This is a genomic window from Xanthomonas hortorum pv. cynarae (assembly GCF_002939985.1).
Classification (GTDB): Bacteria; Pseudomonadota; Gammaproteobacteria; order Xanthomonadales; family Xanthomonadaceae; genus Xanthomonas; species Xanthomonas hortorum_D.
Genome location: NZ_MDFM01000007.1, coordinates 88,117 through 110,311, shown reverse-complemented (window position 1 = coordinate 110,311; position 22,195 = coordinate 88,117). Strand labels below are relative to the sequence as shown.

The 22,195-nt window shown below is 63.5% G+C and carries 16 protein-coding genes and 2 pseudogenes; 7 read left to right on the top strand and 11 right to left on the bottom strand.

The features are described from left to right. The first annotated feature begins 56 nt into the window (after positions 1 to 56). The gene (locus XcyCFBP4188_RS06880) at positions 57 to 1,337 is read left to right on the top strand and encodes a dicarboxylate/amino acid:cation symporter (RefSeq protein WP_174705829.1); all 1,281 of its coding nucleotides are present in this window, start codon (positions 57 to 59) and stop codon (positions 1,335 to 1,337) included. Between the two features lie 256 nt (positions 1,338 to 1,593). Next, positions 1,594 to 3,594, top strand: coding sequence for a transketolase (gene tkt, locus XcyCFBP4188_RS06875; protein WP_104591835.1), 2,001 nt, complete (start codon positions 1,594 to 1,596; stop codon positions 3,592 to 3,594). A 106-nt stretch (positions 3,595 to 3,700) separates the two neighbouring features. Here tkt and XcyCFBP4188_RS23635 read toward each other — a convergent pair. Continuing rightward, positions 3,701 to 3,865 (bottom strand): annotated as a pseudogene (locus tag XcyCFBP4188_RS23635) (alpha/beta hydrolase); the annotation flags it as partial. Positions 3,866 to 4,075: 210 nt separating this feature from the next. Here XcyCFBP4188_RS23635 and fhuE point away from each other — a divergent pair. Beyond that, positions 4,076 to 6,268, top strand: a complete 2,193-nt coding sequence (fhuE, locus tag XcyCFBP4188_RS06865; protein ID WP_104591834.1) for a ferric-rhodotorulic acid/ferric-coprogen receptor FhuE — start codon at positions 4,076 to 4,078, stop codon at positions 6,266 to 6,268. Positions 6,269 to 6,567: 299 nt separating this feature from the next. On the opposite strand, the gene XcyCFBP4188_RS06860 is transcribed toward fhuE, so the two are convergent. Beyond that, positions 6,568 to 7,539: a LysR family transcriptional regulator gene (locus XcyCFBP4188_RS06860; RefSeq protein WP_167387211.1), complete on the bottom strand. Its 972-nt coding sequence runs from the start codon at positions 7,537 to 7,539 to the stop codon at positions 6,568 to 6,570. Positions 7,540 to 7,698: 159 nt separating this feature from the next. On the opposite strand from XcyCFBP4188_RS06860, the gene XcyCFBP4188_RS06855 reads away from it, so the two are divergent. Then, the gene (locus XcyCFBP4188_RS06855) at positions 7,699 to 8,460 is read left to right on the top strand and encodes an SDR family NAD(P)-dependent oxidoreductase (RefSeq protein WP_167393508.1); all 762 of its coding nucleotides are present in this window, start codon (positions 7,699 to 7,701) and stop codon (positions 8,458 to 8,460) included. Positions 8,461 to 8,516: 56 nt separating this feature from the next. Here the strand turns inward: XcyCFBP4188_RS06855 and XcyCFBP4188_RS06850 are convergent, their stop codons facing one another. The 5 genes from XcyCFBP4188_RS06850 to XcyCFBP4188_RS06830 all read right to left on the bottom strand — a co-directional run bounded on the left by XcyCFBP4188_RS06850 (position 8,517) and on the right by XcyCFBP4188_RS06830 (position 16,661). Beyond that, positions 8,517 to 9,233 carry a M23 family metallopeptidase gene (locus XcyCFBP4188_RS06850; RefSeq protein ID WP_104591833.1) on the bottom strand — a complete coding sequence of 239 codons (717 nt, stop codon included), beginning with the start codon at positions 9,231 to 9,233 and terminating at the stop codon, positions 8,517 to 8,519. A 2-nt stretch (positions 9,234 to 9,235) separates the two neighbouring features. Beyond that, the gene (locus XcyCFBP4188_RS06845) at positions 9,236 to 10,165 is read right to left on the bottom strand and encodes a L,D-transpeptidase family protein (RefSeq protein WP_046940583.1); all 930 of its coding nucleotides are present in this window, start codon (positions 10,163 to 10,165) and stop codon (positions 9,236 to 9,238) included. 370 nt (positions 10,166 to 10,535) lie between these two features. Next, positions 10,536 to 13,250, bottom strand: coding sequence for a TonB-dependent receptor (locus XcyCFBP4188_RS06840; RefSeq protein ID WP_104591832.1), 2,715 nt, complete (start codon positions 13,248 to 13,250; stop codon positions 10,536 to 10,538). 136 nt (positions 13,251 to 13,386) lie between these two features. Next, a complete protein-coding gene (locus XcyCFBP4188_RS06835; RefSeq protein ID WP_043911012.1) occupies positions 13,387 to 14,562 on the bottom strand; it encodes a phosphatidylinositol-specific phospholipase C1-like protein in 1,176 nt (391 codons plus the stop codon). Positions 14,563 to 14,702: 140 nt separating this feature from the next. Then, entirely contained in the window at positions 14,703 to 16,661 is a 1,959-nt protein-coding gene (locus XcyCFBP4188_RS06830) for an acetyl-CoA hydrolase/transferase C-terminal domain-containing protein (RefSeq protein ID WP_104591831.1), read from the bottom strand. A 154-nt stretch (positions 16,662 to 16,815) separates the two neighbouring features. Here XcyCFBP4188_RS06830 and XcyCFBP4188_RS06825 point away from each other — a divergent pair, with 154 nt between their 5' ends. The 3 genes and pseudogenes from XcyCFBP4188_RS06825 (at position 16,816) to XcyCFBP4188_RS06815 (ending at position 19,141) form a co-directional block, all read left to right on the top strand. Next, a complete protein-coding gene (locus XcyCFBP4188_RS06825) occupies positions 16,816 to 17,181 on the top strand; it encodes a BlaI/MecI/CopY family transcriptional regulator (RefSeq protein WP_043888927.1) in 366 nt (121 codons plus the stop codon). Further along, positions 17,171 to 18,511 (top strand): TonB family protein, encoded by a 1,341-nt coding sequence (locus XcyCFBP4188_RS06820; RefSeq protein WP_104591830.1) that lies wholly within the window; start codon positions 17,171 to 17,173, stop codon positions 18,509 to 18,511. Before XcyCFBP4188_RS06825 ends, XcyCFBP4188_RS06820 begins: the two co-directional genes overlap by 11 nt. Next, positions 18,511 to 19,141 (top strand): annotated as a pseudogene (locus XcyCFBP4188_RS06815) (hypothetical protein). Before XcyCFBP4188_RS06820 ends, XcyCFBP4188_RS06815 begins: the two are co-directional and overlap by 1 nt. A gap of 53 nt (positions 19,142 to 19,194) precedes the next feature. On the opposite strand, the gene modC reads toward XcyCFBP4188_RS06815, so the two are convergent. From modC to XcyCFBP4188_RS06795, 4 genes are all read right to left on the bottom strand, one after another. Beyond that, the gene (gene modC, locus XcyCFBP4188_RS06810) at positions 19,195 to 19,809 is read right to left on the bottom strand and encodes a molybdenum ABC transporter ATP-binding protein (RefSeq protein ID WP_104591829.1); all 615 of its coding nucleotides are present in this window, start codon (positions 19,807 to 19,809) and stop codon (positions 19,195 to 19,197) included. Further along, positions 19,809 to 20,495: a molybdate ABC transporter permease subunit gene (gene modB, locus XcyCFBP4188_RS06805; protein WP_174555997.1), complete on the bottom strand. Its 687-nt coding sequence runs from the start codon at positions 20,493 to 20,495 to the stop codon at positions 19,809 to 19,811. Before modB ends, modC begins: the two co-directional genes overlap by 1 nt. Before the next feature lie 15 nt (positions 20,496 to 20,510). Then, positions 20,511 to 21,287, bottom strand: coding sequence for a molybdate ABC transporter substrate-binding protein (gene modA / locus XcyCFBP4188_RS06800; protein ID WP_006452859.1), 777 nt, complete (start codon positions 21,285 to 21,287; stop codon positions 20,511 to 20,513). 76 nt (positions 21,288 to 21,363) lie between these two features. Further along, positions 21,364 to 22,188: an MBL fold metallo-hydrolase gene (locus XcyCFBP4188_RS06795; RefSeq protein ID WP_104591848.1), complete on the bottom strand. Its 825-nt coding sequence runs from the start codon at positions 22,186 to 22,188 to the stop codon at positions 21,364 to 21,366. Positions 22,189 to 22,195: the final 7 nt, after the last annotated feature.

Here is a 22,195-nt window from a genome sequence, read left to right as displayed (position 1 = left end):
GCATCGATGGCGTTTGTTAAGCTCCCGCCTTTGTGTACAGATCAAGGCCCGACCAGATGACTGCATCCCCAGCCGCACGCCGCCCGGGCCTGCCCCTGCATTGGAAGATGGGCATTGGTTTCGCCGTCGGCCTGGTGTTGGGGTTGGCCGTCTACTACCTTGCCGGCAGCGATGCCGACTGGGTGCGCACGGTGACCAAGTACGTCACCACCCCGCTCTCGCAGATTTTCCTCAATCTGATCTTCATGCTGATCGTGCCGCTGCTGTTCTCGGCATTGGTGATGGGCATTTCCGAAATGGGCGACATCCGCGCGCTGGGGCGCGTGGGTTGGCGCACCTTGGGCTACACCGTCGTGCTGTCCGGTGTGGCGGTGTTGCTCGGCCTGGTATTGGTGAATGTGCTCAAGCCGGGGGCGGGCGTGGATCCACAGCTGGCCAATCAGCTGATCCAGGAAAACGCCGAGCGCACCCGCGAGATCATTTCCAGCTCCGGCACCCAGCCGCAGGGCATGGACATGCTGTTGTCGATCGTGCCCAGCAACGTGATCGCTGCGGCGTCCAGCAATGGCGCGATTTTGTCGCTGATGTTTTTTGCGGTGATGTTCGGCGTGGGCATGGTGCTGACCGCGGATGAAAAGGTCGCCACGCTCAAACGCGGCATCGAGGGCATCTTCGAAATCTCGATGACCTTGATCGGCTTGGTGATTCGCCTGGCGCCGTATGCGGTGGCCTGTTTCATGTTCAATCTGGCTGCGCTGTTCGGCTTCGATCTGTTGATCCGCCTGGGCGCCTACGTGGGCGTGGTGGTGTTGGCGCTGGGCCTGCACATGGTGGTCAGTTACGGGCTGGCGGTGAAGTTCGCCGGGCGTTCGCCGATCGGCTTCTTCAAGCAGACCCAGGAGGCCACGATGATGGCGTTCTCCACTGCGTCCAGTAATGCGACCTTGCCGACCGCCCTGCGTGTGGCCGACGAGATGGGCCTGCCGCCGCGGGTGTCGCGCTTTGTGCTCACTGTGGGCGCCACCGCCAACCAGAACGGCACCGCGTTGTTCGAAGGGGTGACGGTGATCTTCCTGGCGCAGTTCTTCAATGTGGACCTGAGCATCGGCCAGCAGTTCATGGTGATGCTGGTCTGCATTTTGGGCGGCATCGGCACTGCGGGTGTGCCGTCGGGCTCGCTGCCGGTGGTGGCGCTGATCTGCGCGATGGTCGGGGTCAATCCGGTTGGCATCGGCATGATCCTGGGCGTCAATCACTTCCTGGATATGTGCCGCACGGCGTTGAATGTGACCGGCGATCTGGCATTGACGACGTTGGTGGCGAAGGGCGAGGAGTAGGGATTCGGGATTCGGGAGTCGAGATTCGTTGGAGCGGGCTGTTGCGATCGTCAGGTGCCAGGTCAGTTCTGCAGTGTCGTGGCAGCGTCTGCGCCGCCTGCTGCACTGTTGCACTGCGGACGAGGCTGCAGAGGCTCCGGCTCCCGCTTCACCAATCCCGAATCCCGCCTCCCCAATCCCGGCTCCCTAACGCGCTCTGTGGGAGAATAAGCGGCTCCGCTTCCAGCGGTGTTCCCCTCCGCTTCCATAGACGCCCATGACCCAGCCCACCCGCCGCCAGCTGGCCAACGCCATCCGTTTTCTCGCCGCAGATGCGGTCGAAGCCGCCAAATCCGGCCATCCCGGCATGCCGATGGGCATGGCCGATATCGCCGAAGTGCTGTGGAACGATTTCTTCCGGCACAACCCGAACAACCCGCAGTGGTTCAATCGCGACCGCTTCGTGCTGTCCAACGGCCACGGGTCGATGCTGCAGTACGCATTGCTGCATCTTTCCGGCTACGACTTGCCGATCGAGCAGCTCAAGCAGTTCCGTCAGCTGCACAGCAAGACTGCCGGCCACCCCGAGCGCAGCGAAACCCCCGGCATCGAGACCACCACCGGTCCGCTCGGTCAGGGCTTTGCCAATGCGGTCGGGTTCGCGCTGGCCGAGAAGTTGCTGGCGCAGCGCTTCAACCGCCCGGAGCTGGAAATCGTCGACCACCGCACCTGGGTGTTCATGGGCGATGGCTGCATGATGGAAGGCATCTCGCATGAAGCCGCCTCGCTGGCTGGCACCTGGGGCCTGGGCAAGCTGGTCGCGTTCTGGGACAACAACCACATCTCCATCGACGGCAACACCGATGGCTGGTTCAGCGACAACACGCCGGCGCGTTTCGAGGCCTATGGCTGGCAAGTGATCCGCGATGTGGACGGGCACGATGCCGAGAAGATCAAGGCCGCCATCGAAGCCGCGCTGGAGAACACCGACAAGCCCACGCTGATCTGCTGCCGCACCAAGATCGGCTTCGGTGCGCCCAGCAAGGCCGGCAAGGAATCCTCGCACGGCGCGCCGCTGGGCAAGGAAGAACTGGAAGGCGCACGCAAGGCGCTGGAGTGGCCGTACGGCCCGTTCGAAATTCCCGAAGAGATCTACGCCGGCTGGCGTGCAGGTGGCACCGGCACGCTGCGTCAGGCCGAGTGGGAGCAGCTGTTCGACAAGTACGGCAAGCAATACGCGGCCGAAGCCGCCGAACTGACCCGTCGCTCGCACGCCGAGCTGCCGGCCGACTTCATCGCCCAGGCCGATGCCTACATCGCCAAGGCGCAGCAGGACGGCCAGACCATCGCCTCGCGCAAGGCCTCGCAGCTGGCGATCGAAGCGTTCGCGCCGTTGTTGCCGGAACTGATTGGCGGCTCGGCCGATCTGGCGCATTCCAACCTGACCTTGTGGAAGGCCAGCAAGTCGGTGGCCACCGACGACCCGGATGCCAACTACGTGTATTACGGCGTGCGCGAGTTCGGCATGACCGCCATTGCCAACGGCCTGGCGCTGCATGGCGGCTTTATTCCCTTCGACGCCACCTTCCTGGTGTTCAGCGATTACGCCCGCAACGGCGTACGCATGAGCGCGCTGAATCCGGCGCATGCCATTCACGTGTACACGCACGACTCGATCGGCCTGGGCGAAGACGGCCCGACCCATCAGCCGGTGGAACATCTGGCCTCGCTGCGCTACATCCCCAATAACGATGTGTGGCGCCCGGGCGATGCGGTGGAGTCGGCGGTGAGCTGGAAGGCCGCCATTACCCGCAAGGACGGCCCGAGCTGCCTGGTGTTCAGTCGCCAGAACCTGCAGCACCAGCCGCGCAGCGACGCGCAGATCAAGCTGATCGAACGCGGTGGTTATGTGCTGGCCGACGCCGAAGGCGGGGTGCCGGATGTGATCCTGATCGCCACCGGTTCGGAAGTGGGCCTGGCAGTGGAAGCCAAGCAGACGCTCGATGCAGCAGGCTTGAAGACACGCGTGGTGTCGATGCCGTCCACCGACGTGTTCGATCGTCAGGACGCGGCCTATCGCGAGTCGGTATTGCCGAACGCGGTGCGCAAGCGCGTGGCGGTGGAAGCGGGTGTGACCGGCTTCTGGCGCAAGTACGTGGGGCTGGATGGCGATGTGGTCGGCATCGACACCTTCGGCGCCTCGGCGCCGGCGGATCAGCTGTATGCGTACTTCAAGATCACCGCCGAGCATGTAGTTGCGGCAGCCAAGGCGCTGTAACGCCTTGGGTGTTGCCTGAAAGAAAAAGCCGGCGAAAGCCGGCTTTTTTGTTGAGCCTCGTGAGCGATGCGCGATGGGTCATCGTGCAACGGAGGCATTGCGCGTGTCAGTGCGCGTCGTTGGCCAGCGCCGATGCGCGGATTCTGGTCAGCACCTTCAACTGTGCCTCCATCATCGGCGGGTTGGGATCGTGCCCGGTGTGTGGCAGCAGCAGGAATTGCTTGCTCGGGGCAGAAAGACCATCGAAGTACGCCTTACTGATCTCCGCTGGACCAGATCCTGCGAAATGCGCTCCCATCCAGGTAGCGCTCGCTTATGTCAAGCAAATGCTAAAAAAATGTCAACCCAGCTATTTAAAATGTGAATCATTCCCATTAAAATAGCGCGCTGCCGCTGGTACGGCACACCGCTTCCTCCCCCTTGTTGCCGGCGCGGCGTCTTCGCAGCGCGTGGTCTGATTCCGTCTGCGTTGGAGTTCCCGATGATCCGTAGTACCGAGTTGCGTCATGTTTCCATGGGCGCGCGTCGTCATGCCCTGCCACGCGCGCTGTTCGCTGCGCTGTGCACGCTGGCCGCTGGCCAGGCATTGGCCGATACGCCCGTTGCCGCCGCCGATGCCGAGGTCACCACGCTGGACCGGCTGATTGTGCAGGGCGAACAGGCCAAGGGCTATACGGTGGAGAAGACCACCGCCGGCACGCGCATGAACCTGTCGCTGCGCGAGATTCCGCAGTCGGTCACCGTGATCACCCGTGACCGCATGGACGACCAGAACCTGCAGAGCATCACCGACGTACTCAACAACGTCACCGGCATCTCGGTGGCGCAGAGCGACAGCGAGCGGCTGGAGTTCTTCTCGCGCGGCTTCTACATCGACAACTACCAGTTCGACGGTATCCCGGCCTATATGGAGCAGGCCTGGAGCTATGGCGATTCGGCGCTGGACGTGGCGCTGTACGACCGTATCGAAGTGGTGCGCGGCGCCACCGGCCTGCTCACCGGCTCGGGTAATCCGTCGGCCTCGATCAATCTGGTGCGCAAGCACGCGCTCAGCCGCGACTTCACCGGCACCGTGTCGGTCGGCGGCGGCGATTTCAACAAGACCCGCAGCGTGGCCGATGTCACCGTGCCGCTGAGCCCAGAAGGCACCGTGCGTGCGCGCGTGATCGGCGTGTATCAGGATGGCGAGTCGGATATGGACCGCTACAGCATGCGCAAGAAGATCGGCTCGGCGATCATCGATGCCGACCTCACCGACAGCACCTTGCTGAGCGTGGGCTACGAGTACCAGAAGAAGGAATCGAACGATGTCACCTGGGGCGGCTTCCCGCTGTTCTACAGCGATGGCACCCGCACCAACTACGACCGCTCGTTTAACCCGGCGGCCGACTGGACGTTCTGGGATACGCGTCTGCAGCGCACCTTCGCCAGCCTGCAGCAGAGCTTCGACAACGGTTGGAACCTCAAGGCCAATCTGAGCCATGAGAAGACCGAAGCGGCCAATCACCTGTTCTATCCGTTCTATACGATCTTCGGGTTCGACCGCGCCACCGGTGGCGGCGTGGTGCCGTATTCGGGCAACTACCTGACCGAGCGCAAGGCCGATGGCGGCGATGTCTATGCGGAAGGCCCGTTCCAGCTGTTCGGCCGCGAGCATCATCTGGTGGCCGGCGCCAGCTACAACCGCCGCGAATACGTCAACAACGGCACCTTCGATTTCCCGGCGCCGCTGGACAGCTACTTCGGCTGGACCGGCGCGTACCCGGAACCCAACTGGAGCCCGCGCACGGTGCAGAGCGACGGCACCATCAAGCAGAAGGCCGCTTACGTGGCCGCACGGTTCTCGCTGGCCGATCCGCTGACGCTGCTGGTGGGCGCGCGCTATACCGATTGGCAGATCGATGGCCGCAACTTCGATTCGACGACGCAAGGCCTGGTGCCGTTCTCCGACACCCAGACCGAAGTCACCCCGTACGCCGGCCTGGTGTACGACATCAACGATGTGTGGTCGACCTACGTCAGCTATACCGAAATCTTCAATCCGCAGACCCTGCGCGATGCCAATGGCGGCTATCTGGATCCGTTGAGCGGCAAGGGCTACGAAGCAGGCATCAAGGCAGCGTGGTTCGACGACAAGCTCAACGCCTCGCTTGCGGTGTTTCGCATCGAGCAGGACAACCTGGGCGTTGCCACCGGCGGCTTCGTCCCCGGTAGCAGCGAATCGGCGTATCAGGCCGCCAACGGCGTGGTGAGCGAAGGCTTCGATTTCGAGATCTCCGGCAGCGTGACCGCTGGCTGGAACACCACCTTCGGTGCCTCGCACTACACCGCCCGTGACGACAGCGGTACGTCGATCAATACGCATCTGCCGCGCACCACCATCAAGTTGTTCAATAGCTACACCCCGCAAGGTGCGTGGAGCGATCTCACGGTGGGCGGCGGCGTCAATTGGCAGAACCGTTCGTACTATGTGGACCCGGTCTACGGCACCTTCCAGCAGAGTGCCTATGCACTGGTCAGTGCATTCGCGCGCTACCGGTTGTCGCCACAGTTTTCGGTGCAGCTCAATGTCGATAACCTGCTCGACAAGCGCTATTACTCGCAGTTCAACGGCGGCTATGGCGCATTGGGCGCATCGCGCAACGGCATGCTGACCTTCAACTACACGTTCTGATCGCAGACCAGGCTGGGCGCGATTTCAGCGCCTGGCCTGTTGTTGCAAGGATGCAGGCACCTTTCAAAAGGTGCCTGTTTTTTTTTGTGTCTGCATCCCTTCTGGGTGATCGTAGATCTGCTGCGCTTTCTACCGCCTGCGCTGCGTGCTGACATCAGTTTGCTTCGGTGGTGCCGACCCGGCGCGCAAGCGGAAGCCTTTCCCGCAAGTGTCGGCACGTTGCATAGACTTGCCTGCACACGCACACGCACACGCACACGCGAAGGCGTGCCGGCAATCGCATCGACTGTGGCCCAGGGCTATAGCGGTTCCAGATGCGGCGCCATCACTTCTGCCACCCAATCCATGAACGCGCGCACGCGTTGCGGCAGGTGGCGACGCTGCGCGTAGAGCAGCGTGACCGGCATCGGTTCGGGCGCGATGGCGGCCAGCACCTCGATCAAGGCGCCGCTATCCAGGTGCGCACGTAACGGGCTGGCCGGCGCCTGGATGATGCCCAGGCCCGCCAATGCGGCAGCAAGATAGGCATCGCCGTTGTTGACCGTCACCGGGCCGCGCATTGGCAGCAGTTGATAGGTCTGCCCGTCGTGGTACTCGAAGCCGGGCGACCGCTGGCCCAGCGTCGTGACGTAATGCACCAGATCGTGCTGCGCCAGATCGTCCAGACAGCGCGGTATGCCACGCCGCGTCAGGTAATCCGCGCTGGCGCAGTTGATGATGCGAAACGCGCCGAGCGGTCGCGCGACCAGGTTGGTGTCTTCGAGCGTGCCCACGCGCAACACGCAATCGAAGCCTTCGCGCACCACATCCACGCGGCGGTCGGTGCCGCTGATCTCCACTTCCAGTTGTGGATGCAGTGCCAAAAATACCGGCAAGGCGGGAATCACGAAATTGCGCGCAATGCCGGACGACATGTCCACCCGCAAGCGCCCTCGCAACTGGCCACGGTCGCGCTGAAACATGCCTTGCAACTCGTCCATGTCATCGAGCAAATCGCGGCTGCGCTGATAGAACGCGGTGCCGTCGCCAGTAAGTTGCACGCGGCGTGTAGTGCGATGCAACAGCTGGGTGCCGAGCGACGCTTCAAGCCGTTGCACGGCAGTGGAGACGCTGGCCTTGGGCAGGCCCAAGGTTTCGCCGGCGCGAGTGAAACTGCCGAGCTCGGCCACACGCAGGAATGCGCGCAACGACTCCATGGTGTCCATCGATTGGTCGACACTCTTGAACGGTGCAATCAGCCTGAGCTGATTTATGCGGCGCGGCAAGCGCAATAGTCTTTGCAACGACGCGATACCCATACCGTCGCAGGCTGGCGCGCAAACGCGCGCTACAACATCACTGGCAGACACCAATGCCAGGCACCGAGGCGCCTGACATCCTTACAGGCCTGCGGTCGTTCTCGGCATCATCCCTCACCCCCGGAGTACAGCATGTCGAACACCACCCCCATCACGTTGATCACCGGCGGCAGCCGTGGCCTGGGCCGCAACGCCGCGCTCGCGCTCGCTGCCGACGGCAGCGACATTGTGCTGACCTATCGCAGCGAAGCAGGCGAGGCTGCTGCAGTCGTCGCAGACATTCAAAAGCTGGGGCGTCGCGCGCATGCACTGCAGCTGGATGTCGCCGATGTCGAGGGCTTCGCTGCGTTTGCAGCGCAATTGAAGCAGGTGTTGAGTGGTTGGGGTCGCAGCCACTTCGATGCATTGGTCAATAACGCCGGCACCGGCTTGCATGCGCCCCTTGCCGAGACCACGCCTGCGCAATTCGATGCGCTGTTCAACATCCATCTCAAAGGCCCGTATTTTCTGACCCAGACGTTGTTGCCGCTGATTGCCGATGGCGGACGCATCCTCAACGTGTCCAGCGGCCTTGCACGTTTTGCACTGCCGGGTTCGTCGGCCTACGCGATGATGAAGGGCGGCGTGGAAGTGTTCACCCGCTATCTGGCCAAAGAGCTGGGTGCGCGTGGCATCCGTGCCAATACGCTGGCACCGGGTGCGATCGAAACCGACTTCAATGGCGGCAGCGTGCGTGACAACGCGCAGGTCAACGCGATGGTTTCCTCGGTCACTGCATTAGGCCGCCCTGGGCTGCCGGACGATATCGGGCCGGTGGTGGCTGCATTGCTGGCACCGGGCACCGGTTGGATCAATGCGCAGCGCGTCGAGGTGTCTGGTGGGATGTTGATTTAAGTACAAAAGCCTGCGCATGACGCGCAGGCCTTTGTGTACGCCACCGCATCAGTGCATCACTGCAGTGTCTGATCGCCATGCAAGACGGGATACGGATTCACGACTTCGCCCTTCCACCATTCTTTTTCCGGCCCGAGGCGATGGATCTCGAAATGCAGATGCGGTGCCGCAGGATTTGCGTTACCGGTGCTGCCCACATAGCCAATGATCTGGCCGCGCTTGATCGGCTGTTTTTCCGCCAGACCATCGGCGTAGCGCTCCAGATGCGCGTAGTAGTAGCAATACGTGCCACTCGGGTCGAACTGATACAGCGTCAGGCCGCCGCGTTCGCTGTTGAAGAGCTTCTCGACCGTGCCGTCTGCCACTGCGAGGACCGCTGTTCCGGTGGGTGCGAGGATGTCGATGGCATCGTGCACGCGGCCTTCGCTGCGTGCGTCGGTGAAAGTGTCCTGCAGCTGGCTGCTGCTGATGCCTTGTACCGGAATCAACAAGCCAGCACCTGAAACTGCGGCGTCAGCTGGTGGCACGGGCGTTGCTGCCGCAGGCGTATTGGCTGGCGCCGCAGCGGTTGCCGGCGCAGCGGCAAGGGCTGGCGGTGGCGCGGCCGCCGGAGCAGCAGATGCCAGTTCGGCATGCGCCGCGTCGCGCTGTGTTGCCACGGGTGCAGCAGTGGGCGCTGGCTCTACTGCCGCCTGCGGCGCCTCACGTTCCAGCCACCAATAGCCGGCTGCACCCAGCAACACACCTACCACCAGCATCATCAGCAGTTTCATGCTTACTCCTGCATCACCACCGGCATGGACGGGCCGACCACGCTGGCCAGATTGACCACGTCCCAGTTGGTCAGGCGCACGCAGCCATGCGATTCGGTCTTGCCGACATGGCCGGGTTCCGGCGTGCCGTGCAGGCCGTAATGCGGCTTTGACAGGTCGATCCACACGCGGCCGACCGGATTGTTCGGACCCGACGGCAAGGTCGCCTTTTGATCGCCCTTTTTCGCGTCCCAGAACAGCTTTGGGTTGTACTTGAACACCGGATCACGCGCGACGCCCAGGACCTTCCAGCGGCCGATCGGCAGCGGGTCGTGCTTGCTGCCGGAAGACACCGGGAACTGCGCATAGACCTTGCCGTCGGCATCAAACAGGCGCAGCGTCGACTCGGACTTGTCGACCACCAGCTTGGCCGGCTTGGCCAGTGGCGGGACACCGTCGATGTTGGGAACCTGGATCACACCCCCGGCCTTGCTCAGGTCCACGCCGGGGTTGAGTTGGCGTAGCAGTTCGGGGTCGGCATGAAACCGCTCCCCCAGTGCCTCATCCACCGAGGTGTAGCCGAGCGAGGGCAGCTTGGCCTGTTCGGCCGGGCCCTTGGGAATCGGCTGGAACGGTCCGGCGACATCGGCAGCGGTGAGCGTGTATTGCACCAGCGCCGGCGTGGCGTCGGCCTGCAAGGCCTGCCAGGTCGCGTCATCCAGCTCACCGGTCACCTTGATGTTGTGCGCGGCCTGAAACCCGGAGACGGCACGCTTTTGATTGGAACCGCGCTCGCCATCGATCTGCCCCGGCGAAAAATGCGCGCGATCCAGCAGTACCTGTGCATGCAGATCCGAACGCGGGCCACTCGGCACGACTTTCGCCGCAGGCGTTGCTGCAGGTGCAGGTGCAGGTGCAGCGGCGGGCTGCGGCGCTTGCGCCAATGCAGACAATGAAGCGCTCAGGGCGAGAGTGAGCAGGCAGGCGCGAGCGTAGGAGCGTGAGGGCATGAGCAGGTCCGAAAGAGGCATGCGCGCACCTTGCCCGAGCTGCCTGCGTGGTCTGCGTGAAATGGCTGCACCGGGACTGACTGAGAACGCAGTATCGATGCGGGTCAGAAGTGGATACCTGCTATCTCGCCTCCGCGCAGTTGCCGATTCGACGCGTCCGCCGGCTGCTCATGCGTCTACCCGGGCGGTGGAGGGAGTCTTGCACCGCGCAACAATCGATCGCCTGTATGTCAGTCAGGCGATCGATTGGATCAGCGCAAACCTGGTCTTTGCTTCTGCAGACATCGTGCCGCATCTGTCTGCAGGTCTGCCGTCAGTAGGTATAGCCCAACGTCAGCATGTACACCCGGCCGGTTTGTACATACGCACCATCGGCGCCGGGATCGTAGGCCATGTAGCGTTTGGATTTGCCCTGCGTTTCGTAGAACGTTGCCGCATTGAGCAGGTTCTTGGCCGACACACCCACATCGATATGGTGCGGCAAATGGTAGGTCGCATTGAAGTCCAACGACTTCACCGGTTGCAGATAGTAGTTGAGCCGGTCGCTGGTCAAGCCCAGCAATTGCAGGCCGGTGTAGTTGTAGCTCAGGTCGGTGCGCAGATGCGTATCGTCGTAGAACAGATCCAGGTTGTAGATGCGCTCTGGCGCGCGCGGCAGCCAGGTTTTTTCCGGTTGATCGCTGCGTTTGCTGTCTGCTTGGCTGTGTTGCAGCGTGAGGTTGGCGGTGACGCCGAAATTGCTCCAGATGCCCGGCAAGTCCTGCAGGCGCTTGCTCGCCGCCAACTCCAGGCCATAGAGCTTGGCGGTGCCGCCGTTCTGCGGCATCGTCACCGGCACGCCGTTTTCGAACGTGGTGCCGGTCGGTACCAGGCCGCCCAGCGTGTTGTCGTTGCTGGTCGCCGATTGCGAGGTATAGATGAAGCCGGTGATGCGTTTGTAATAGGTCGATGCACTGAGTACGCCGCCGTTGTGGTCGTAGAATTCGGCGGAGAGATCGGCGTTGTCGGCCTTGCTCGGATGCAGATCGGGATTGGGCTTGGAGATGCCGACCACCTGCTGGGTGTCGTCGATGGTGTACACCGTCTCGCCGGAAATCAGGCCGAACGCCGGGCGGCTGAAACTGCGGCGCAATGAAGCGCGGTACACGGTGAGATCGTCTGGCCGATAGTTGACGCTGATGCCCGGCAACACTTGCCCATACGTGCTGCCGGTGCCGACGAAACTGCCGGTGCTGCCATCGCCGCTGGATTGCCAGGATTGGGCCGAGTAGCGCGTCAGCTCGTAGCGCACACCGGGCAGCACGCTCACCGAACCGATATGCAGCGCGGCCATCGCGTAACCGGAATAGATCGCCTCGGTGCTGGAGGTGGTGTTGGCGTTGTAGTCGTTGGCCGTATAGACGCCTGCACCATTGGGATCGTTGACGTACTTGTAAGGCAACGCCTGCGCGAGCATCCAGTTGCGGTTGAGCAGTTTGAACGGGCCTGCGTAACGGCCATCGAACGCGTTATTGGTGACACGTCCCGGGATCGCGCTCAGCGGCGGGCCGCCAGCAGTGGGAAACGCGTAATTCGGCCCGCCAAAATAAGGCCCATTGGTGACGAAGTTGCCGTCCTTGTGGAAAAACGGATGATCATAGGCGCCGCGGTCGGAGTGATCGGCAGACAGGCCGACTTTGACGCTGTCCAGCACATCGCCATCGACCTGGTAGGTGATATCGGTGTGCGCGTTGACGCGGTTGTCGTGACTGCCGGCGTCATGTCCCTGCACCTTCCACAACAGCGACGAATCCAGGTTGTAGAAGAAGTCCTGCAATGCAGGCGAGCTTGGCGCGATGCTCGGATAACGAGGGTTGCTGAGGTCGAAGGCGAAGCTACCGGGCGTGAAACCATACAGACTGGCCGACACATAGTCCGGACGGCTACGGGTGCCGCGACCGACGGAAGCGCCATAGTCGAAGCGCAAGCGATCCAGCGTGGTCTGGCCACCGAGTTGCAGCGTTGCCAGCTTCTCGTCGATATCGTGCGTGTTGAAGTAGCCGCCGCGCACGGCGGTGGGCTGGTTGCGATAGGTCTCCAGGCGTGCGCTGGACTGATCCTGCTGCCCGGTCACGCCGTAGCTGCCGTAGATGGCACGCGCATAGAGTGCGCTGTTGTCGCCCTGCCAATCGAGCGAGAGATTGCCGCCATAGCGTTCGATCTGACTGGTGTAGAGGCTGTACTTGTAGCGGGTGCTGATCAATGGACCGACCTCGCGCAGGTCCGTTGCACTGGCGAATGCAGGATCGGCCGGCACGTACTTGCTGTTGGGCGCCGGCGCTTGCGCCATGTTGTTGTTCTTGCCGTAATAGGCCGATGCGTAGACGCCGAAGGCATGGCCGTCGCCAAACTTCCAGGCCAGCTCCTGCTGGAAGGTGCCGCCGGTGTCCTTGCCGCCCAGGTCGGAGGCCAGCGCGTTGAACTGACCTTGCGCGGTGGTCTTGGCATAGACGTCGCGATCGAAGTCGAAGGCGTTAGGCGTGCGCATGTCGATCGCACCGCCGATCGAATCGCCCGGCATGTCGGGTGGGGGCGATTTCGATACCTGCACCGACTGGATGCCGAACGGGGCCAGCATGTTCAATGAGATCGCGCGCGTGGACGAATCGGTCTCGGGCATGCCGAAGCCGTTGAGCATGTAGGCGTTGTAGCTGGCATCCATGCCGCGGATGCTGACGTAAGCGTTCTCGCCGGTGGTGGCCTGGCCCAGATGCATGTCGCTGTATGCCGACAGGCCCGGCATGTGCGACACGACATCGGCGATGCCGCCCGACGGGATGGCATCGATCTGCTGCTTGCTCATCACGCTGTTGACGCTGCTGGACAGGCGCTGTTCGTTGAGCGATCCCGGTGTGGCAGCGTGCTTGGCCTGCACGTTGACCGAATCCAATGTGGTGGTAGCGGGCTCAGGAGTCTCGGCAAACGCAGGTGCGGACAGCGCCAGCGCAATGGCGCAGGTCAGACGATGGAAAGTGCGGGGGGGCTGCATGCAGTTGGCTCGCGTAGTTGGAGAACGTGGGGTGCCCGGCCCGATGACGCGGGCGCAGGCGTGCATCGCCGACGCCTTCCATTGCGACAGGTCTGTGTGTTTGAAGTGGAGATTGCGACGAGGAGTTGACCCCGACTCAATGCGTGAGATCGACACCCTTGCAATGCGCGTGCGCAAGCTGCGGATTGCAGCGTGCGACCGCATCGCCATCGAAGCGCACCACGTAACCGTTGCTGGCCGGCTCGTGTGCGGGGAAGTCGGTGCTGAGCAATTGCGCACCGCTGGCCAGCATGCTGTTGCGGCGTGTGGTGTCGTTGTGCAGCGCTTCCTTCAGGTCTGCGTCGGTACGCGTGCGCACCAGATAGCCGGCTTTCACCAGCTGGTTGATCTTCTCGACGGGGCCATCGTTGAGTTCAGTAAACGCGGCATCGTCTTCGCCCGGCACGGCGTTGGTGAAGCACACACGTCCGCGCAATGACGGATGCCCGGGCAGGTAGCTCGCACCGGCCGCGCGTTGGTCGAGCAGGAACACGACCTTGCCGCGTGCCTGGTTCAATGATGGCCAGCCGTGTGCAAGCACTGCCGCATTGAGGGTGCGCGCCGTGCCACGCACATGATCGGGGCTGAGGTACTCGTCGGGCTGAAATACCGAGCGCAGTTCGGCATCCAAGGCATCCAGCGCCGCGGTATCGAACGGCTCCGGCTGCACGGTCGGAAAGCTTAGCTTCACCGCTGCCTGTTTGGTTTCCAGCAGGATGAAGATCGGCACATGCTTGGGGTGCTGCTTGGACCACGCGCGCACTTCCTGCAGGCAGGCGATCAAGGGTTGGCAGTTGCTGCGCTGATCCACATCCTGCACATGCATGACCTTGAAGCCGGGCTTGTCCATCACGCCGGCAGGTGCGCTTGGCGGTGCGGGTGGCAAGCCGGCCTTGGCGATCTGCGCGACGATGGCCGGGTGCGCGTAGCGGCCACCGTTCGCGTCGGCAAACACATCCAGTTCTAGCTGTCTGACGCCATCGTCCAACTGTTGCGTCAGCGCTGGATGGCGGTAATCCAGTGCTGCGAACAATTCCGGGTTCAGTTGTTTCAGCAGTGCCGCTTCGCTGGGGGCAAAGCCGGCGTGGTAGCTGTTGTGGCTACCGATGTATTGCAGATCGGTGAGGCGAGGTGCGGCGTGTGAAGTGACGCTGGCCATCATCAACACGCCGAAAAATGCAGCGTGTCTCGTAGTGCTTCGTTTGGCACGCGATTGCTTCGCTTTGCTGTCATCGCCTGGATTCAAAGCCGAAAAAGCGTGTAGAAAGCGCATGCACCGAAGTCGGAAAGAAGGTGGTCGCCATCATCCCGGCCAAATTTGACGCAACGCTTTCCGCAGTGTTGCCGTCGTGGGTCACAGCGCGATAAACGCGCCATGACATCGTTTCTCGGCACATCCCGGCAAAGCCGCTCTCAGTGCGATCTGGTCTTGCGCAACGCGTATGCCAGCAGCCGCGCCTGCACGCGCTCACCGATGCCGAGTGGCGTGTCCAATGCCATGCGTTGCAAGCAGGCAGCGTCGTCTGCATCGCTCGCATCGCGTGACAGCAGTGCGCGCCACACCGTCGTCAGTTTCGCGCTGTTGCTGGCAGTGGCGCGTTTGAGCCAGGTCATGGCGCGTAGCACGCGTTGCTCGACCTCGGTGAAGTCGCTGCCGAGTGGGTAGTCCGGCAGGCTGCCGTCGCGGCGAAACGGCGCCAATGCCTGTTCCAGCGCTTGCGGTGTATTGCGTTGCGCGCGCGCAGGCAGTGCAGGGTCGCTACGCAGCTTGCGCGATGTCTTTGCTGTGGCAAGCAATGCATCCTGGAAGCGCGCATCGCAGATGCCCGCCATCGCCAGCACGCAGTCCTGATCGGTCTGGTGACGTAGATCGGCGATGCCGTACTCGGTGATGTACAGATCGCGCAGATGGCGCGGGATGGTGGTGTGCCCGTAGTTCCAGCGCACATTGCTCGCTGCGTGTGCACCGGCATCGCGGGTGGCCCGCAGCATCAACACACTGCGCGCCTGCGGCAAGGCATGCGCCATCGCCACGAAGTTGTATTGGCCGCCGACACCGGAGACCACGCGGCCATCTTCCAGGCCATCGGACACCGCCGCGCCGAGCGCGGTGGCCATCATGCACGAGTTGAAGAAGCGGGCCTGGTTACGTTGCAAGCGCTCCAATGTTTCGTTGCCGCCGTAGAGCTGATTGATCTCGCTGATGCGGCGCATGCCGATGGCATCGCGGGTCTCTGCATCCAGCGTGCGCAGCCAGTGGTAGAAATCCGGCGAACCAAGATAGAACGCGCCGTGCAGGAACTCGCCTTCGCGTGCCAGCCGCGCGTGGTCGGCAGCATCGGCACGGCCGTCGGCGATGCGCTGCATCAGCGGCAGATCGTCATGCACCTTGCGCCGGATCACGCCGCTGTCCACCAGCTGCTTGAACCCTTCATTGAGCATTTCGCTGCAGCCGTACAAGCCAATCGCGAACGGCTCCAGACCACCGCTGGTGCGCACTGCAGGATGCTGTTCCAGCTCCGGATCCAGCGCATGCAGCACGCGCCGATAGGTGGCGTTGTCGGTGTGTCGCAGCACCAGGGCATGGCTCAGCGCATCGGCCAACGTGCCGATACCGATCTGCAAGCTGCCGCCATCGCGCACCAGCGTGCTGGCATACAAACCGATCGCGTAGTCGATGGTATTGACCGGCTGCCGCGGCAAGCCGAACAGGCGTGGCGACGGGCCGGGCAGGTCGATGACCAGATCGAAGAACGCTTCATCCACCGCTGCAGTACCGCCGATCCACGGCAGTTGCGTATCGATTTCCGCCACCAACAGCGGACGTGGCAGGCCGAGCGCCTGCACCGCATCGAGCGTGTCCTGGGTGATGTCGTTGTTGCACGACAGCGACAGCCGCGTGCCGTCCGGTTCGCGCGCCACTTTTTGCACGATCAGGTTGGGCGCGCGTTGCGCCACCGCCGCGGCGGCGTGCGTGTAGTTCAGACTTGTGTAGTCGGCCTGCGCCTGCGTGGAGTGCAGCAGGCCGCCGGACTGCATGTAGAACTCTTCCACCTGCACATGCGCCGGCAATGCGTCGCGCAGCATGGCATCGACATACGCCAAGCGCGGAAAGTCGTCACCGAAATGGCGTGCAACGAACGGTGCGGCAAAGCGCGCCTCCAGCCCCGCACCTGGCTTGGGCGGATTGAGCGACAGCGCCGTGTACAGCGCCAGCGGTCGTGACGGCGTGTCCTTGAGCTGCGCATACAAGGCGTTCAACAGCCGATGCGGCTTGCCGATGCCCAGCGGCGCACCGACGCGCAAGGGGCCTTCGATACGTTGCAGGATCCGCTGCACGGCGGAGGGCAGGTCAGTGAGATGTTCGGTCATGCGTGCAGGGTAGCCGAGCCGATGGCGAGCCGGTTGCTTGGGCAGCTTGCGGCGTGGTTGGTCGCTGAAATCGCTGCTCGAAGCCGGAGGAGGAACAGGCTTGACAACCACTGGGTTTACGCATGTAATCATTAAAAATTACGGATGTAATCGGATGTCGATCAGCGATGCAGAGGCGGTAGTGATGCAAGTGCTCTGGGACGGTGCTCCGCGCACGGCAGAAGAGGTGGTCGCAGCGCTGGCACAGACCGATTGGGCCGAGCCGACCATCAAGACTCTGCTCAATCGCCTGCTCAACAAGGGCGCCATCGCCGCGCAGAAAGACGGGCGCAAATATCTCTATACCCCGCTGCTGCAACGCGAGCAGTGGGTACAGCAACAGAGCGAAGGATTGCTGCAACGACTATTCGGTGGGCGGGTGGCGCCATTGGTGGCGCATTTCAGCGAGCGCGGAAAGCTCAGTGCGTCCGACATCGCGGAATTGAAAAAGCTGATCAAGGAGTTGGACGATGAGCCCTGACACATTGGTTCCGCTACTGCTGCGCGCAACGCTTTACACCGCGGCCGCGCTATCGATCTGTCTGCTCCTGCGGCGCCCCTTGCGCGGCTGGCTTGGTGCAACGGCGGCGTACGCGATCTGGGCATGCGTTCCGCTCGCCTTGTTGGCTGCCGTGCTGCCAAGCCCCCAGTCGGATGCTGTGATGTTGAAGGTGCCGCTGCTTGCTGCCATACCGGCGCTCTCCAACGCGCATGACGGTGCTACTGCGTGGACGACGCTGGCATTGGCGGTGTGGCTGACTGGTGCCGCGCTGATGGCAGCCATGCTGTGGCGGCGGCAGCATCGTTTCGTGCGCAGCCTTGGGCCTTTGTACGCGTTGGACAATACAGTGTGGTCGGCAACGCATGACGCCGGGCTGCCGGCATCATTGGGAATCTGGCGCCCACGTATTGTGGTGCCGTCGGATTTCACTACGCGCTATTGCGCTGCCGAACGTGCGTTGGTGCTGGCGCACGAACGGCTGCATCTGCGCCGCGGCGATCTGCATGCCAATCTGCTTGCGGCCCTGATGCTCTGCATCGGTTGGTTCAACCCGCTGATGCATCTGGCCTGGCGTGCGTTCCGGCTGGATCAGGAACTGGCCTGCGATGCGGCCGTGCTGGCACAACATCCAGGCAAGCGCCGCATCTATGCCACGGCAATGCTCAAGACCCAACTGGGTGCTGGGTGCACACCGCTCGCCTGTCATTGGGCTGCGGCGCATCCGTTGACACAGCGGATTGCAGCGCTGCGCAAGCCACTGAAAGATGCCAGGCGTTCGCGCTGGAGCAGTGGGGGTGTGCTGTTGCTCGCGGTAACACTCAGTGCCGCCGCTTGGGCCCTGCAGCCAGCGCGTATCGCAGCAGCGCCTTACGCCGCGCCTGCAGACAACGATGCGGCGGGTGTCACTCGCATGCGGGAGTCGAAGTATGCGGATTTCACCACGATGCGACCGCCTAAATATCCTGCACCTGCGTTCGATGGCGGCATCGAGGGCTTTGTCGAACTGCAGATGGAGGTCGACCCAGGCGGCGTACCGCAGCACATCGCCGTCGTGCGCAGCACGCCGGCCGGTGTCTTCGATCAAGCGGTGCTGGATGCAGCGCGCCAATGGCGACTGAAACCAGCGTACGCACAGGGCAAGGCCATTGCATCGAACGTGCGCGTGCCGGTGAAGTTCGAACTGGATGCGCCTGAGCAAACGACCAAGACCGCCAATGCCAGCCCCAGCGCTGCACGATCGCATGCGCCACCCTCCGAGCGCCTTGCCGGTTGCGCGTTGCCAGGCTGCGCGTTACAGGAGGCGCTGTGATGAGAGGTGCTCAGATCTGCGCCGCATTCCTGGCGCTGTCGCTTGGCGCATGCGCAACGCTACGTGTGCAGGAACAGCAGCGCAGCCAGCGCGAAGATTCGGTGGACCAGCGCATGCTGAGCGCGCAGTCGGGAGGCGAGGGCGATTCTTCGATCCAGCCTTATACGCTGGCGCCGACACAACGCTTCCGCATGCCGCGCGCGCTGCGCAGCGCGGCGCCGGTGCTGCCGGCCGATTCGCCACGGCAGAGCTTGCCGCCGACCACCGTGTGCGCGCATGTGATCCTGACCGCCGACGGCGCGGTGCAGCGCGTCGATCCGATGTCCGACCGCGACGAATGCGCGGCCGGTCTGCTGCCGGGCAATGCCGATCTGGTGCAGGCGGTGCGTACCACGGTGCAGCAATGGCAGTTCGTGCCGGCCGCGATGTGCACGTTTGCGCCTGGTGTGGCACAACCGGTGCGCCTGGTGTGGCACAACCGGTGCGCCTGGTGTGGCACAACCGGCGGCGCTGGACGACTGCCGCGGCGCAACCGACGAAGAACCGGTGCCGGTGACGCTGTCGTTCGCATTCACCTTCGAGGTGCGGCAGGGCAAGGTCAGCGTGCGCACCGGCAAGGTTGCACGCTGACGCAGGCCTTGCGTCAGCGTGTGGACGCAACGCACCAACCCTGCCGGCTGCGTTTACTCCAGCACATGTACGCTGTCGGCAATGCGCTGCACTTCGTCGGGATTGTGGCTCACGTACAACATCGGCAGACGGATCTCGTCGCGCACGCGCTGCAGGTAGGGAATCAACTCTTCGCGGCGCGCCTGATCCAGCGCAGACAAGGGCTCGTCGAACAATAGAATCGCCGGTTGCGACAACAAGGCGCGGCCGATCGCCACGCGTTGCGCTTCGCCACCTGACAAATTGCGCGGCCGGCGTTGCAGTAACGGCGCAATTCCCAGCAATGCCACCACATCATCGAAACCGAACGGCGCCGCGCCACGCGCATGCCGGCCGTAACGCAGATTGCGGCGCACATCCAGATGCGGAAACAGCCGCGCATCCTGAAAGACATAGCCGATGCTGCGCTTGTGCGTAGGCAGGTCCACGCCTTGCCGGGCGTCGTACAGACACCGCCCATCGATGCGGATATGCCCGGCCTGCGGTTGCACCAGCCCGGCGATCGCGTTGAGCACGGTGGTCTTGCCGGCACCGGACGGGCCGACCAAGGCCACCACGCGGGCGGCGTCCTGAATCCGGATGTGGCGCTGGAAGTTGCCGCGCTGCAACTGCAGATCGATGTCCAGCATCAGTCTTCCTCACGCGGATGCGGCCTGCGCACCAGCCACTCGGACAACAGCAGCGCCGCCAGCGAGATCGCCAATGCAACTCCGGCCAGCCGCCACACGCCCGATTCCATGCCCGGCACCTGCATCAAGCCGTAGATGGCCGACGACAAGGTCTGGGTTTCGCCAGGGATATTGGAGACGAAGGTGATGGTGGCGCCGAACTCGCCCAAGGCCTTGGCGAAGGCCAGCACCGTGCCAGCGACCAGACCCGGCCAGGCCAGCGGCAAGGTGATGCTGAAGAACACCCGCCACGGACCGGCGCCGAGCGTGGCAGCGGCGGCTTCCAGGCGGCGGTCTGTGGCTTCGATGGACAGGCGAATGGCGCGCACCATCAATGGAAAGCCCATCACCGCGCATGCCAGCGCCGCGCCGGTCCAACGGAACGCGAACTGCACACCGAAGTACTCCAGCAGCCAGCTACCGACCGGCCCCTGCGTGCCCAGCACCACCAGCAGCGCGTAGCCGGTGACCACCGGCGGCATCACCAAGGGCAAGTGCAGCAACGCGTCCAACAGGGCCTTGCCCGGAAAGCGCCGCCGCGCCAGCAACCAACCGCAGGCAATACCCGGCGGCAGGCTGGCGATGGCGGCAACGATCGCGACCTTGAGACTCAAGCCGATCGCGGTCAGCTCTTGCGGGGTGAACATCGACAACGGCGCGCCTCAATCGGTCAACGAAAAACCGCGGCGGGTGAAGATCGCCTTGGCCGGCTTGCTGCTCAGCCATTGCACGAACTTGACGGTGTCGGGATTGCTGCTGTTCTTCAACGCAGCGACCGGATACACGATCGCATCGTGGCTGTCGTCGGGGAACGTGGCGACCACGCGTACCTTGGGGTCGGCGCGTGCGTCAGAGCCGTACACGATGCCCAGCGGCGCCTCGCCACGCGAGACCAGCATCAGCGCCGCACGCACGCTTTCCGACTCGGCCAGGCGGTTGCTCAAACCGTCCCACTGGCCGAGTTTGCGCAGCGATGCGGCGGCGTATTTGCCGGCCGGCACGCTGGTGGTCTGGCCAACCGCCAACCGGCCGCTGTCGCCGAGCGCCTTGGCAATCTCGCCAGGTTTGCTCGGGTCCACGCGCAGCTTGCTGGTGGCCGGGGCGATCAACACCAGCGTATTGCCGAGCAGGTTGTGGCGCTGCGCCGGCAGCACCAGGCCGCGCTGCTGCAGATAATCCATCCATTCCAGATCGGCCGAGAAGAACACGTCTGCCGGTGCGCCTTGCTCGATCTGGCGCGCCAGTGCGGAGCTGGCGGCATACGACACGCGTACCGGCGTGCCGGTCGCCTTTTCGTAAGCGGCTGCGGCCTCGTCCATGGATTCCTTCAGGCTTGCTGCGGCAAACACCGTCACCGGTGCAGTCTGCGCAGTGGCCAGGACGGGCAGGGCGAGCACCAGCACGCAGAACGCGCGCTGCCAAAAACCGATCGTGCGCATGGGTAAGCTCCAGCAGGGTCAGAGACCGATCATAGCGGTTGCACCCCGTGCGCCGCGTGGCGACCACACTGGAACGTTACCGAACCACGCCACCGCGTCGGCCAGCCTGGAGATTGGCCTGCAGTGCCGGCCGGATCAGCTTGGGCTCGGGCAAGGTGGCATCGCGCGCCTGCCGCTGCGCCACGAACGCCTCGATCTCGACGCCATCGCGCACATGGATATTGCGGCGCCGCTGTTCGCCAATGCTGGTCTGATGCGCCACAGCGCGACCGCCTGGGCCGTAGTCGTGGCAGACGAACACACGCGTGTCTTCCGGCAGCGCATACAGGCGCTGGATCGAGGCAAACAATTGCCGCGCATCGCCACCGGGAAAATCGCAGCGCGCCGTGCCCGCGTCGGGCATGAACAACGAATCGCCGGGAAACAGCGCATCGCCGATCAGATACGCAATGCTGTCGCTGGTATGCCCGGGCACCGCGATGACGCGCGCCTGGATGCTGCCGAGCCGGAAGCGTTCGTCATCGGCGAACAGGTGATCGAACTGCGAGCCATCGGCGCGAAAACCTTCCGGCAATGCGTAATGGGGCGCAAGCGTCTGTTGCACATCCCGAATGCCTTCGCCGATGCCGATGCGCGCTTGTGGCCAGTGTTGTTTGAGCCATTGCGCGGCAGACAGGTGATCGGCATGCGCATGGGTTTCCAGCAGCCAGTGCACCTGCCAGCCGTGTTCGGCGATGGCATCGACGATGCCCTGCGCGGCGTGCGTCCTGACCTCGCCGGTGTCGGCCGCATAGTCCAGCGCCGGGTCGATCACCGCCGCTGCACCGGTTGCCGCATCGGCGACCACATAGGTGAAGGTGTTGCTGTCGGCGTGGAAGAACGCAAGGACTTCGGGCTGCATCGGCGTC